Source organism: Oliverpabstia sp., assembly GCF_022785585.1.
Lineage (GTDB): Bacteria > Bacillota > Clostridia > Lachnospirales > Lachnospiraceae > Oliverpabstia > Oliverpabstia intestinalis.
This window is the reverse complement of sequence record NZ_JALFPR010000016.1, coordinates 21,694-35,482: the sequence shown is the minus strand read 5'-3', so window position 1 is coordinate 35,482 and position 13,789 is coordinate 21,694. Positions and strand designations below refer to the sequence as shown.

Genomic DNA, 13,789 nt, shown 5'->3' with positions numbered 1-13,789 from the left:
GGATACAAAAAAGTAGTGCTTCGTCCGCTGATGGTAGTAGCCGGAGACCATGCAAATAACGATATGGCCGGAGATGATGAGGATTCCTGGAAGAGCCAGTTCGAGGCATCAGGAGCATTTGACAAGATTGATACTCAGATCGCAGGACTGGGAGAGATCGCTGCCATCCAGGATCTGTATGTAGCACATACCAAAGCTGCAATGGATGGAAATGATGCAGCTGTTTCCGAAGAGTCAGAGGAAACATCCGGCGCACTGGAAGATGGTACTTATGAAGCAAAATTTGACACAGACAGTGGAATGTTCCATGTTAACGAAGCAAATGACGGAAAAGGTATCCTGACAGTAAAAGACGGAAAAATGACGATCCATATCAGTCTGGTATCTAAGAATGTTGTAAACCTGTATGTGGGAAAAGCAGCAGATGCACAGAAAGACGGTGCAGAACTTCTGCAGCCAACAACCGATACGATCACCTATGATGACGGAAGTACAGAAGAAGTATATGGCTTTGATGTTCCGGTAAAAGCACTGGATGAAACCTTTGATCTGGCACTGGTCGGAACAAAAGGAAAATGGTATGACCACGAAGTAAGCGTAAGTGACCCGGTGAAGGCAGAGTAAGGAAATAGTTACCGAAAACGGAGCGGGCAGTAACTTTGACGGCAAATCAGCCTCTTGACAAAAAAAGCAGAAGTTTGTATACTACATCCATATGATTGATTCATAAGAAAATGCATTGATAAGAACCAGTAGCAGCAAGCATCCGCACAGAGAGGAGCCGGTTGGTGAGAGGCCCGCGGGGAACTTTCTGTGAATACATCTTTGAGCTTTGCACCGAACGCATCGTGCTGGTAGGCTGCAACGGAAGGACCTCCGTTATACGGGTCAGAGTATAGATTTACCTGTACTTACAGAGGCAGGAGGTGCGAACCTTCTGTGAAATTAGGTGGTATCACGGAACCTGGCTTCCGTCCTATAAAAAAGGACGAGGCCAGGTTTTCTTATTTTACAGGAAATTGCTTTCCCGTAAAGTAAAAAATGTTCCGCGGGAATGTGCCAAGACACATTCTTTGTTCTAAATAAACACAAAAAGGAGAAAGTTTATCATGACAATTTATGACGAATTAGTTGCCCGTGGTCTGATCGCTCAGGTAACCGACGAAGAAGAAATTAAAGATTTGATCAATAATGGAAAAGCGACTTTTTACATCGGGTTTGACCCGACTGCAGACAGTCTGCATGTAGGACATTTTATGGCACTGTGCCTGATGAAACGTCTGCAGATGGCAGGAAACAAACCGATTGCACTGATCGGTGGAGGTACTGCCATGGTTGGTGATCCGTCCGGAAGAAGTGATATGCGTCAGATGATGACACAGGAAACTATTCAGCACAACTGTGACTGCTTTAAAAAACAGATGGAGCGTTTTATTGATTTCTCTGACGGAAAAGCACTGATGGTAAATAATGGAGACTGGCTGTTAGGATTAAACTATGTAGATTTCCTGCGCGAGATCGGACCGCATTTCTCCGTAAACCGTATGCTTACCGCAGAATGCTACAAACAGCGTATGGAAAAAGGATTAAGCTTCCTGGAGTTCAACTATATGCTGATGCAGAGCTATGACTTCTACATGCTGTACCAGAAATACGGCTGTAACCTGCAGTTTGGCGGAGACGACCAGTGGAGTAACATGCTGGGTGGTACCGAACTGATCCGCCGTAAATTAGGAAAGAACGCATGTGCCATGACCATCACCCTGCTGTTAAACTCTGAAGGAAAGAAAATGGGTAAAACACAGTCCGGTGCGGTATGGCTGGATCCAAACAAAACTTCTCCGTTTGATTTTTATCAGTACTGGAGAAATGTGGCAGATGCCGATGTCCTCAAATGTATCCGTATGCTCACCTTCCTGCCGTTAGAGCAGATTGACGAAATGGATAAATGGGAAGGAAGCCAGTTAAACCAGGCAAAAGAGATCCTGGCTTACGAACTGACTGCCCTGGTACATGGTGAGGAAGAAGCAAAGAAAGCACAGGAAGGCGCAAGAGCACTGTTCTCTGCGGGTAATGCAGCTAATATGCCATCCACAACACTGGCAGCCGAGGATTTTCAGGATGGTGCCATCGACCTGATTTCTCTGCTGTGTAAAGCCGGTCTGGTAACTTCCCGTTCTGAAGGACGTCGTGCCATCGAGCAGGGAGGTGTATCCGTAGACGGAGAGAAAATTACAGATATCCGTTACAACGTGAAAAAAGAAGATATTACAGAAGAAGGTCTTATTGTAAAACGTGGTAAGAAAAAATTCATGAAAATCTGCTTATAAGAAGGGTGTCACTTGCACGGGCATCACAATTGTGCTAAAGTAGAAAGATAGAGAAAAATTGTGGAAGCTCCGGAATGTTTCTGGAAAAGCTCCGGAATCGTGGAGCTTCTGACAGCAATAAATATGAGGAGGAACATACAGTGAAAAAGTATGGAGTAAACGAACTTCGTCAGATGTTTCTGGACTTTTTCGAGAGCAAAGGTCATTTGGTAATGAACAGCTTTTCCCTCGTACCCCAGAATGATAACAGCCTTCTGCTGATCAATGCAGGTATGGCACCATTAAAACCGTATTTTACCGGAGCAGAGATTCCGCCGAGAACCCGTGTGGCTACCTGCCAGAAATGTATCCGTACCGGTGATATCGAGAACGTAGGAAAGACAGCCCGTCACGGTACTTTCTTCGAGATGCTTGGTAACTTCTCTTTTGGTGATTACTTCAAACACGAAGCCATCGCATGGTCCTGGGAATTTCTGACCAAAGTGGTAGGTCTGGATGAGAACCGTCTGTATCCGTCTGTATACGAAGAGGATGATGAAGCCTTCGATATCTGGAATAAAGAAATTGGTGTTCCGGCTGACAGAATCTTCCGTTTCGGAAAAGAAGACAACTTCTGGGAGCACGGCGCAGGTCCTTGCGGTCCGTGTTCTGAGATTTACTATGACCGTGGAGAAAAATACGGCTGTGGTAAACCGGGCTGTACCGTAGGATGTGACTGCGACCGTTATATGGAAGTATGGAATAACGTATTTACCCAGTTCGAAAATGACGGGGAAGGTCATTATGAGACTCTGAAACAGAAAAATATCGATACCGGTATGGGGCTGGAACGTCTGGCTGTTGTTGTTCAGGATGTAGATTCTATTTTTGATGTAGATACACTGTGTGCCCTGAGAAATAAGGTCTGTGAAGTTGCCGGAAAAACTTATGGTGTCAATCACGAGGACGATGTATCCATCCGTCTGATCACGGATCATATGCGTTCCGCTACCTTCCTGATCTCTGATGGGGTTATGCCGACCAATGAAGGAAGAGGCTATGTTCTTCGTCGTCTGATCCGTCGTGCAGCCCGTCACGGACGTCTTCTTGGTATCGAAGGACCGTTCCTGGAGAAACTGAGTGAGACTGTCATCGAAGGATCCAAAGATGGATATCCGGAACTGGAAGAAAAGAAAACCTTTATCCTGAACGTTTTGCATAATGAAGAAAGTCAGTTCAACAAGACCATTGACCAGGGACTGAAGATTCTCGCCGATCTGGAAGCTGAGATGAAAGAAGCAGGAAAGTCCGTCCTTGGAGGCTCCGATGCCTTCCGTCTGTATGATACGTATGGATTCCCGATCGATCTGACGAAAGAGATTCTGGAAGAAAAAGGATACACTATTGATGAGGACGGCTTCAAAGAAGAGATGGAAGTGCAGAGAAAACGTGCAAGAGAAAGCCGTGCAGTCAGCAACTATATGGGCGCAGATGCAACTGTATACGATGAGATCGACCGCAATATCACAACCGAATTTGACGGATATGACAAACTGGAAGCTGCCTCCAAAGTAACTGTTCTGACCACAGAGACAGAGATCGTGGATTCCCTGATGGAAGGTCAGAAGGGAACCATCTTTGTAGAAAAGACACCGTTCTACGCTACCATGGGTGGACAGGAAGGTGACACCGGTGTGATCACCACTGCAAACGGTGTATTCCGTGTAGAAGATACTATCAAACTTCGTGGCGGCAAATACGGCCATGTAGGTGTGATGGAATCCGGTATGATCTCCAACGGAGATGAAGTAACTCTGAAAGTAGACGAGCAGGAAAGAAAAGACACCTGTAAGAACCACAGTGCAACCCATCTGCTGCAGAAAGCCCTGAAGACTGTTCTTGGCGCTCATGTAGAACAGAAAGGTTCTCTGGTTAATCCGACCAGACTGCGTTTCGATTTCGCACACTTCCAGGCAATGACTCCGGAAGAGATTGCAGAAACAGAGGCTCTGGTAAATAAAGAGATCCAGGCTGCACTGCCGGTAACCACACAGATCATGGGTATCGAAGAAGCTAAGAAAACAGGTGCTATGGCACTGTTCGGTGAGAAATACGGCGATGAGGTACGTGTGGTATCTATGGGCGATTTCTCTGTAGAACTCTGTGGTGGTACTCATGTGGCAAATACAGCGAATATTACACTGTTCAAGATCGTATCCGAAGCAGGTGTTGCGGCAGGTGTTCGTCGTATCGAAGCACTGACAGGTAACAACGTGATCGAATATTATCGTCAGATGGAAGAAAATCTGCATACAATCGCAAAAACACTGAAGACCAGTCCTGCTGAGATCACAGAAAAGATCACACATCTGCAGAAAGAAGTAAAAGAACTGCAGAGTGAAAATGAATCTCTGAAGAGTAAGATGGCTCAGGATTCTCTGGGAAATGTTATGGATCAGGTTGTGGAAGTAAAAGGTGTGAAAGTTCTGGCATCTGCCGTTGATGGCGTAGATATGAATGGACTGCGTGACCTGGGCGATCAGCTGAAAGAAAAACTGGGTGAAGGTGTGGTAGTTTTGGCATCTGCCAAAGATGGCAAAGTAAGCCTTCTTGCCATGGCAACACAGGGTGCTATGGATAAAGGAGCACATGCAGGTAATCTGATCAAAGCAGCGGCTGCAATCGTCGGAGGCGGCGGTGGTGGACGTCCGAATATGGCACAGGCCGGCGGCAAGAACCCGGATAAGATTCCAGAAGCTATCGCAAAAGTAGCAGAACTGGTAGAGGGACAGCTGAAATAATTCCAGTCCGGAAAAACAACAAAAAAACCGGAAAAATTTCAAAAAACCAGTTGACGAAATAAAAAAATCTGTTATAATAAATACCAGTGCAATAAAATACCCAAACAGTTGTATTATGCACAATCTACAACTGGAGGGAGGTTAGGTGTGAGACTATGTCAAACGTTATCGTAAAAGAAAACGAAACTTTAGATAGTGCTCTGCGTAGATTTAAACGTAGCTGTGCAAAAGCAGGCATTCAGCAGGAAATCCGCAAAAGAGAGCATTACGAGAAACCAAGTGTTCGTCGTAAGAAAAAATCTGAAGCTGCAAGAAAACGTAAATATAATTAATATGTGCACATTGGCGTAAGCCATGAGAAGAGGGATACTGCGAGCAGGATCCCTCTTTTACGTATATATTTTTCAAATCTTATAATTTCTTTAAGATTTGAAATCTGTATAGTCTTTTGCAAAGGCATATGATATAATTTTCGCAGAATAGAAATCTGCCGATAAGTGCAGAAAAAGAAATGAGGGGAAATATCTATGTGGACACATGCAGTGTATGGCACGGATCTGTATCATTTTATCCAATGGTTTATCCTGTATAGTTTCATGGGGTGGCTAGTGGAATCCATCTATATGTCATTTTGTAACAGGAAACTGACTAACCGCGGATTTGCGTTTTCACCCTTTTGTCCGATCTATGCAGTAGGAGCTTTGTCAGTGTATGGCATGCTTCGTCCGCTGGAAGGCCAATATGTGGTGCTTTATCTGGCGGGCGCGGTTCTTGCTACGATGCTTGAATATATTACGGCAGTGCTTATGCGAAATCTGTTTGGACAGGTCTGGTGGGATTATACGGAGAAACCTTTTAATTATAAAGGTGTGATCTGTCTGGAGAGTACTATAGCGTGGGGATTCTATACAATCTTTATGTTTGGCTTCCTGCAGAGATTTGTAAACTTCGTATCCAACAGCTATTCTGTTCGATTTGGCAGAAACCTGGCGGCAGTTGTGGTTGTGATCTATACATTTGATTTTTCGTTGCATCTGTTCAAAGCGAAAATGAACAGAATGCCGAGAAAAGTGGAAGAGATGAAAGAACGTGTCGGTTTTCATATTGGAAAAATGAGGTAACTATTCCGCAGGTAACTGTGAGGATACTAAACAGTCACAGAATGAGTAAAAAACGGGTGCTAACCCAGGGTGTGATAATCCTGAGTCAGCACCTTTTTATATTGTTCCTGTAAAGTTTCCAGAGTGAAAGGTTCTGTGCTTTCGGCATGAACACCATGGGAGGCAGCGAGCTCCTCGGTGTAATCGGAAAGCTTGTAAACGGTATAGATATTCTGATCATGATTATAATGAGTAACCAGAGGAACCAGATCAGCATTACGGATGGAAAGAGCATCGGAGACCGGATCCCGAACAATGGTAATATCTGCCATGCCGCCAAGGAGACAGATAGGGTCTTTCTGCGTGGAAATAAAGTTTCCAAGAGAGTAATAGACCAACATCTGATGTCCGCTGTCATCTGTCAGTGTCTCAAAATTCTGTAGCGTATGGCTATGGGCACAGATGGCAATATCGACACCCTGATGTAACAGCAACTGGAGAAATGTTTTCTCCTCAGTATCTGGTTCAGTGGAATATTCTGCTCCGGTGTGAAGAAAGGCGATGGTCATATCACTGATTTCCTTTGCTTTTTTGACATCGGATATTACCTGATCTGTGCGGAGAAGATCAACTGCATAATCCGGAAGTTCATCGTAAGGTTCATTGTTTACTGTAGTTGTGTAGTTGAGAAGGGAAAAAGTAACATCCTTACAACTGATGGTAGTGATTTCACCGGCACTTTCTGCGGAATCATGGATACCGAGGAGAGCAACTTCCGGGTGACTGGTTTCCCAGTATCGGATAGTATCGGTAACACCAGTGATTCCCTTGTCAAAAACATGGTTGTTTGCCTGTTCCACGATATCGAATCCGGCGGTAACAAGTGCATCACCGATTTCCACAGGGGATCCGAAAGCGGGATAAGAAGAAATGTTTGCGTGATCGGATACAAAGATGCTTTCTTCATTGACTGCGGCGAGGTCTGCGGCAGAGATATCATCCCGGATGTGTTCATACAGGTGATCATAATTCCATACGGTCTGTGTGGTATCTGCAGATTCATAGATTCCCTGATGAATCAGATTATCGCCGACGGCGACAAAATGAATGGTATTATTTTCCAGTTTCTGCTGTTTTTGCAGCTCAGCTATCTGCTTTTGTTTTATCTGTTTCCGGAGTTCGGCCTCCTGGGCGGCGGCCCTTTGATGATTGTGATAGAGTGTGACGAATAAACCGATTCCGGCAGTCAGGATCAGACAGGAACAGGCAAGAAATATCTTTTGACGCCGGACCTGTTGCTGGCGTTTCCGTTTTTGTTCCAGTTTGCGTGATTCCCGCATCCGGCTGGTATTGTTTTGTGTGTTAGGTGTATCCATAAAGTTCCTCGTTGTTTCTCATTCTGTAATAATTATTGTAACTATTCAGCAGGTAGCATTCCGCAAGGTGTTTTGGCATGTGTTTTACCAAGATCCCGAGACATACAAGTCAAGCATTATCGAAGGTGATTAGAAATGCATATTGACTCGTAAATGCTAGGGTACTGAACAGTTATTGATTTTCTTTAGCTGACATATAAATATAACTATTATACACAAAAAGAAAGAAAGTGGCAAGAAAATCTCAAGCAAATTGTATAAAAAAAGTAAAGAACAGATTACTGTTCATATTCCCGTGCAAAAAGCAGATGTTCCGACATATAGTGAAACAAAGATCCGAAACGGGCAAAGATGATGAAGAAAAGAATTATCACATGGGTATTACTTCTGATGCTGATAATGGCTGAAATCTGTCCGGTGAAAATCCAGGGTGCTGTACAGCCGGCGCCGGAGATCAGCGCACCGGGAGCGGTACTTATGGAACCATCTACAGGAACTGTTTTATACGAAAAAAACGGAGAAGAACAGCGAAGTCCGGCAAGCATTACAAAAATCATGACTCTGCTTCTGATTTTTGAAGCACTGGAAGACGGACAGATCACGCTGGAGGAAGAGGCGGTAACCAGTGCCTATGCAAAAAGCATGGGGGGATCTCAGGTTTTTCTGGAAGAGGGAGAAAAACAGACAGTGGAGACCCTGATCAAATGTATCGTAGTTGCATCGGGGAATGATGCATCCGTGGTAATGGCAGAACATCTTGCGGGAAGCGAGGAAGAATTTGTCAAAAGAATGAATGAAAAAGCCGGAGAGCTTGGCATGCTACATACACAGTTTGAGGACTGCTGCGGACTTACAGATTCCGAGGAACATTATACCACGGCTTCTGATGTTGCAATTGTCTCGAGAGAACTGATTACCCGCTTTCCCCGTATCCTTGAGTATTCCTCTATCTGGATGGAAAATATTATCCACAGAACGGCACAGGGAGAGAAAGAATTCTGCCTGACCAATACCAACAAGCTGATTCGCAGTTATGAAGGGTGCGTTGGTCTGAAAACCGGAAGTACCAGTGTGGCAAAATACTGTGTATCAGCAGTTGCACAGAGGGGAGAGATGACGTTGCTTGCGGTAGTCATGGGTGCGCCGGATGCCAAGGTGCGATTTAAAGATGCGGCAGCCTTGCTTGATTATGGGTTTGGAAATTGTGATCTTTATCTGGATGAAAACAGGATAAACCCGGATCCGGTACCGATAAAAGGAGGCGTGAAAGCGGAGGTGGCATGCCGGTATACAGGGGAATTCCGGTATCTGGATACAGAAGGGAAAAATCTTTCGCAGATAGAAAAGAAAATTGTGTATATGAAGAATCTGCAAGCACCGGTAAAGAAAGGAGATATCGTTGGCGAAGCACAGTATTTGCTGGATGGAAAGGTGGTTGGCAAAACGGATATAGTGGCTGCAAAATCTGTAAAAAAGGCAGGTCTGTGGGATTATATCAAACATATCAGAAAGAGAATGATAAAGGGCGATGATTATTCGGCAGACAGGTAACTGTTTGATACAAAAACTGACGGGAATGAAACAGAAAACTGTTTTCCCGTCAGTTTTGAAAAAGTAACAGTATCGGTTCCTGGTTTACATTACGATCTGCGCAGAACGTATCGGAATCATCATATCTCGAAAATTACTGCCTGATAACCTGGCATATGAAGGATATCTCCGTTAAGATCCAGTGTGTCCAGATTGTTCATCAGCACTTTTTTGTAAGTTCCAGGAAGAACAACGTCCTGAGCATCGTGCTGATAATTGGCAACTACCAGCAGAGTTCTGTCTGTGCCTTTTCTGTAATAAGCCATCAGATTGGTCTGTTCTTCTTTGTATGGAACAACTTCGCCGTATACAACCACATCTTTGTATTCCGGATTCTTGCGGAGGGCGATCAGCTCTTTGTACCAGTGATACATGGAATCCGGGCGGTTTGCCTGTTCAGCGGCATTGATATCAGTATAATTCGGATTCACTTTCAGCCATGGGGTTCCTGTGGTAAATCCTGCGTTAGCAGTTGCATCCCACTGGAATGGAGTACGGGCATTGTCACGGCTATAAGGAACAACAGCTTTGAAAGCGGATTCCGGAGTCAGTCCGGCGTCCAGTGCTACCTGATACTCATCGAGGGTGCTGCAGTCATCAATTTCATCTATGGAGTGGAAAACAACATTTGTCATACCAAGTTCCTGTCCCTGATAGATGAAAGGCAGTCCGCGGAGCATAACGTTGACAGCGGCAAGCATTTTCTTACTGGTGTCGCTGACGTCTGCTTCCGGGATATAGTGGCTGACACCGCGAGGCTCATCATGATTTTCGATGATATTGGAGATGAATCCGATATCCCCCAGGCGTTTCTGGGTACCGAAAGCAGCTTTTTTGTATTCCTCACCCCATACAACCGGTTTGCATTTGTACCATCCGTCATCGGATTTGCCGGCGATGGTTTCGGCAAAATCAAACATGGAAGAGAAGTGGCCATTGTTTCCGATAAATGCTTCCAGAGCATCCGGGCGATCGGTAAATACTTCACCTACAGTAAATGCTTGATGTTTTTCGAATGTTTCTGTTTTCATCTCATGCAGAAAGTCATCGATACCTTCCGCATCATGAAGCATGTTATCGATGCTTGCCAGCCCGTCATCACGGTCTGCAGGATAGCTGGTATAAATATTCGGCTTTTTAATGTTCATGATTGCATCGATACGGAAGCCGGCTACACCGCGATCCAGCCACCAGTTGATCATTTTGTATATTTCTTCCCGGAGTTTGGGATTCTCCCAGTTCAGATCCGGCTGTTTTTTGTGAAAGACATGCATGTAATATTTGTCGGTGTGTCCCGGCAGAAGATCCCATACAGGACCGCCGAAATAAGAACGCCAGTTGTTTGGTAATTTGTAATCCTTGGCATCTGCAATATAAAAATATTTACCGTATTCGCCGTCCGGATCTTCGCAGGCTTTTTTAAACCATTCGTGTTCGTCGGAACAGTGGTTGACAACCAGATCCATAACGATATACATATTACGGGATTTTGCTTCTTTTAACAGTTCGTCCATATCCTCCATGGTTCCAAATCTTGGATCGATATCATAATAATCGGAGATATCATATCCCTGATCTGCCAGTGGAGAACAATAGATCGGGGAGAGCCAGATGATATCGATTCCCAGATCTTTAAGATAATCCAGTTTGCTGATCACACCTTTCAGATCACCGATACCGTCGCCATTGGTATCGTAAAAGCTTTTTGGATAAATCTGATATGCGGCTTTTTCGTGCCACCATTTTTTCTTTAACATTGTAGAATCCTCCTTGTGTATGGCCTGTGAATTATTTAGTGACATTATAGACAATGATGAGGAGAAAAAACACCGAAAAACTGATTAAAAAGTATATTATTCTGACTTTTTGGAAAGATATAATTTTCGGTATTGCAGAGGAGTGATTCCGGTTTTCCGCTTGAAAAGTCGCTGAAAATTCCCCATATTATTGAATCCACATTCCAGACAGATTTCTGTTATCTGTGCATCACCTGTCTCTAACAGCCGGATGACCTTATTCAAACGGTAATCGTTAATAAAATCGATGGGAGTTTTCCCGATAGAACGTTTGAAAAAGCGGCAGAAATACTGTTCGTTCATATTTACCTGGGAAGCCAGATCCTGCACATACAGTTTTTCATGGTAATGATCCGTGATATAAGAAAGCACGGTTTTGATGGCTGTGATCTTCTGACTTTCTGTTCTGGGTGACTGGCACATCAAACCGGCTTCCATGAGAATCCCGATGAGCTGAAGTATCCCTGCCTTGATCTGCAGCTGAGAGATGACATCATCCGTAAGAATCTGTTCGCCGGTGATCAGAGTTTCTTTGCTTCGCGAAAAAATATGACTGATCTGTTGATAACAGCTGCGGAAGGCAGAAAAAAAGGGGCTGGTCTGATCGAGAAAACGGGGAAATGTCAGCTTATTCTGCGTCAGTGGAAGTAAAATGGATTCATCGATCGAGTCATAATCCTGGAAAAGGAGCATAGATGGTGAGAAAACAACTGCCTGTTCATCAAATTCCATACTCAGGGAACGCAGAGAATGAAGTTCTCCGCTGTTAATAAATAAAAAACATTCCCGGTCAGTTCCGTAAGGTTCCATATTGATATCCAGTTTGAAAGAACCGTGATGAAGATAAACGATTTCAACCTCCTCATGCCAGTGATGGCGGACACGAAGACGGTGACTGGGATTGCAAAAATGATAATAAGCACAGGGAAACAGGCGTGTACCGTGGGACTGCTTTTCTTTCAGAGACGGTTGCTGAGATGTCTGATTCATATAAAGTTCCTCCTGCTGATAAAATTATTTGGTAATTATCCGGAAGATAGTATTCCACTAAAAACCGAACAGTTGCGATACGTCTATCTTATCATACTAAACGGGTCTTTTCTATCATAGGATACATAGGAGGGGTAAAAATGAAAAGAATCTGGGAGCGGGAGATGTGGATAGTGCTGGGATTTCTTGCCGGATGTTTTGCTCTTGGAATGGCAGGCGGGATCCTGTTTGCCAATCTTGCATATCCGTGCCGAAACGGACAAAATCAGATATTAGAATTGTATGCACTGACGCAGATTAAAAAGAAAGAAGGAAAATCAACAGAATATTTCTGTTATCTTCTGGAAAACAGAATATTTGCAGTTCTGTTTTTTATATTGACGGGACTTACAGGTGCCGCGCACTTTATTGTGGTGGCAGCGGCAGCCTGGATGGGATTTCTTGCAGGTGCGGTGGGAAGCCTTTTGATTCTGGAACTTGGACTGGAGGGATTCCTGATTTTTGCAGGTTCTTTATTTCCACAGGCTTTTGTATATTTTCCTGCAGTTGCACTGTTGATGACAAAAATTTACAAAGAAGGGGGAAATATCTGGAAGAAACCGGTAAAAGTAATAAGAATCTATTTTCTGACCGGTCTGATCGCAATGATTCTGTGTCTTTCAGGTGTTGTTTTTGAAGCATATATTCATCCGGTATGGATGAGATGGATTCTGGGACGATTATGCTGAGAAAATATTTTACAAGATATGGTAGACATAAGATTTAAGCGTTCGATATGTTGTAGTTTTGGATGAAAATTGGGAAATGTAGAGATAAATCTGAAAAATAAGGGTTTGCTTTTCTGAAAAAACACAGTTATAATAAATTTACATGCAAAAACAGGTGAGGTTTTTGCTCTATCATTATACAATGAGGACACGGGAAAATATGGAAACAGAGATAAAAATATTTATATCTTATTTACATAATACAAAAAGAATGTCCGGCAATACGGTGGTGTCCTATGAGAGAGATCTGAGGAAAATGATGCAGTATTTTCAGGAAGCACATCAGATTACCCGGGTACAGGATATCACGGAAACCAGTCTGAATTCTTATATGTTGTATCTGGAAAAGAATCATTTTGCAGCGTCTACGGTATCGAGAAGCGTAGCTTCCATGCGTGCGTTTTTCCAGTATCTGTATCAGGAACATCTCATAGAAAATAATCCGGCAGATCATCTGCATCCACCCAAGGTAGAAAAAAAGATGCCACAGATTTTGTCTGTGGAGGAAGTGGATCTGCTTCTCCGTCAGCCGTCGGACAGGACGCCGAAAGGATTGCGGGATCGGGCAATGCTGGAACTGTTGTATGCCACCGGAATCCGGGTCAGTGAACTGATCCATCTGGAAATGTCGGATGTGAATCTGGCGATGGGATATATTAATTGTCGGGATACGGACAGTGAGCGGGTGATCCCTTTTGGAAGCCAGGCAAAAAAGGCATTACAGCAATATATGCATACAGTGCGGAACGGGTTCCTGAAGGAGCAGGAAAGCGAAGTGCTTTTTACAAATTGTTCGGGAAAACCGATGAGCAGACAGGGATTCTGGAAAGTACTGAAACACTATGCACAGACTGCCGGGATCGAGAAAGATATTACGCCGCATACTCTGCGGCATTCGTTTGCTGCACATCTGATCCAGAACGGAGCAGACTTAAAAAGTGTGCAGGAGATGTTGGGACATTCGGATATATCGACAACGCAGATGTATCTGAATATGAATGTGTATAAAATCAGGGATGTTTATACCAAAGCACACCCGAGGAAATAAGAGGAGAGAAAT

Annotated in this window: 11 protein-coding genes and 1 other annotated feature; of the genes, 8 read left to right on the top strand and 3 right to left on the bottom strand. The window is 44.0% G+C overall.

From position 1 onward, the window contains the following. The 5 genes from MSA64_RS00755 to MSA64_RS00735 form a co-directional block, all read left to right on the top strand. Positions 1 to 624 (top strand): sirohydrochlorin cobaltochelatase (locus tag MSA64_RS00755; RefSeq protein ID WP_287890143.1); only part of this gene is annotated, 624 nt, incomplete at its 5' end. A 106-nt stretch (positions 625 to 730) separates the two neighbouring features. Further along, positions 731 to 982: a binding site (T-box leader), on the top strand. 127 nt (positions 983 to 1,109) lie between these two features. Continuing rightward, complete coding sequence (tyrS, locus tag MSA64_RS00750) at positions 1,110 to 2,330, top strand: tyrosine--tRNA ligase (RefSeq protein ID WP_022398757.1); 1,221 nt, start codon at positions 1,110 to 1,112, stop codon at positions 2,328 to 2,330. Between the two features lie 140 nt (positions 2,331 to 2,470). Next, positions 2,471 to 5,110 (top strand): alanine--tRNA ligase, encoded by a 2,640-nt coding sequence (alaS, locus tag MSA64_RS00745; protein WP_287890141.1) that lies wholly within the window; start codon positions 2,471 to 2,473, stop codon positions 5,108 to 5,110. Between the two features lie 155 nt (positions 5,111 to 5,265). Next, complete coding sequence (gene rpsU / locus MSA64_RS00740) at positions 5,266 to 5,442, top strand: 30S ribosomal protein S21 (RefSeq protein ID WP_004222305.1); 177 nt, start codon at positions 5,266 to 5,268, stop codon at positions 5,440 to 5,442. Between the two features lie 195 nt (positions 5,443 to 5,637). Further along, a complete protein-coding gene (locus MSA64_RS00735; protein ID WP_287890139.1) occupies positions 5,638 to 6,231 on the top strand; it encodes a putative ABC transporter permease in 594 nt (197 codons plus the stop codon). Between the two features lie 59 nt (positions 6,232 to 6,290). On the opposite strand, the gene MSA64_RS00730 is transcribed toward MSA64_RS00735, so the two are convergent. Continuing rightward, on the bottom strand, positions 6,291 to 7,586 hold the full coding sequence (locus MSA64_RS00730; RefSeq protein WP_287890137.1) for a CapA family protein: 1,296 nt from the start codon (positions 7,584 to 7,586) through the stop codon (positions 6,291 to 6,293). A gap of 354 nt (positions 7,587 to 7,940) precedes the next feature. Between MSA64_RS00730 and MSA64_RS00725 the strand changes: the two genes are divergently transcribed. Next, positions 7,941 to 9,137: a D-alanyl-D-alanine carboxypeptidase family protein gene (locus MSA64_RS00725; protein WP_277663644.1), complete on the top strand. Its 1,197-nt coding sequence runs from the start codon at positions 7,941 to 7,943 to the stop codon at positions 9,135 to 9,137. Positions 9,138 to 9,256: 119 nt separating this feature from the next. Here the strand turns inward: MSA64_RS00725 and MSA64_RS00720 are convergent, their stop codons facing one another. Both MSA64_RS00720 and MSA64_RS00715 read right to left on the bottom strand, forming a co-directional pair. Continuing rightward, a complete protein-coding gene (locus MSA64_RS00720) occupies positions 9,257 to 10,933 on the bottom strand; it encodes an alpha-glucosidase (protein WP_287890135.1) in 1,677 nt (558 codons plus the stop codon). A 96-nt stretch (positions 10,934 to 11,029) separates the two neighbouring features. After that, positions 11,030 to 11,962 (bottom strand): AraC family transcriptional regulator, encoded by a 933-nt coding sequence (locus MSA64_RS00715; protein ID WP_154432533.1) that lies wholly within the window; start codon positions 11,960 to 11,962, stop codon positions 11,030 to 11,032. 140 nt (positions 11,963 to 12,102) lie between these two features. Here MSA64_RS00715 and MSA64_RS00710 point away from each other — a divergent pair, with 140 nt between their 5' ends. Next, positions 12,103 to 12,690 carry a stage II sporulation protein M gene (locus tag MSA64_RS00710; protein ID WP_154432534.1) on the top strand — a complete coding sequence of 196 codons (588 nt, stop codon included), beginning with the start codon at positions 12,103 to 12,105 and terminating at the stop codon, positions 12,688 to 12,690. A 199-nt stretch (positions 12,691 to 12,889) separates the two neighbouring features. Beyond that, positions 12,890 to 13,777, top strand: a complete 888-nt coding sequence (gene xerD, locus MSA64_RS00705) for a site-specific tyrosine recombinase XerD (RefSeq protein WP_154432535.1) — start codon at positions 12,890 to 12,892, stop codon at positions 13,775 to 13,777. Positions 13,778 to 13,789 lie beyond the last annotated feature (12 nt).

Coding starts and splice junctions, on each gene's coding strand:
- tyrS (WP_022398757.1), top strand. CDS start 1,110: ATGACAATTTATGACGAATTAGTTGCCCGTGGTCTGATCGCTCAGGTA.
- rpsU (WP_004222305.1), top strand. CDS start 5,266: ATGTCAAACGTTATCGTAAAAGAAAACGAAACTTTAGATAGTGCTCTG.
- MSA64_RS00735 (WP_287890139.1), top strand. CDS start 5,638: ATGTGGACACATGCAGTGTATGGCACGGATCTGTATCATTTTATCCAA.
- MSA64_RS00730 (WP_287890137.1), bottom strand. CDS start 7,586: ATGGATACACCTAACACACAAAACAATACCAGCCGGATGCGGGAATCA.
- MSA64_RS00725 (WP_277663644.1), top strand. CDS start 7,941: ATGAAGAAAAGAATTATCACATGGGTATTACTTCTGATGCTGATAATG.
- MSA64_RS00720 (WP_287890135.1), bottom strand. CDS start 10,933: ATGTTAAAGAAAAAATGGTGGCACGAAAAAGCCGCATATCAGATTTAT.
- MSA64_RS00715 (WP_154432533.1), bottom strand. CDS start 11,962: ATGAATCAGACATCTCAGCAACCGTCTCTGAAAGAAAAGCAGTCCCAC.
- MSA64_RS00710 (WP_154432534.1), top strand. CDS start 12,103: ATGAAAAGAATCTGGGAGCGGGAGATGTGGATAGTGCTGGGATTTCTT.
- xerD (WP_154432535.1), top strand. CDS start 12,890: ATGGAAACAGAGATAAAAATATTTATATCTTATTTACATAATACAAAA.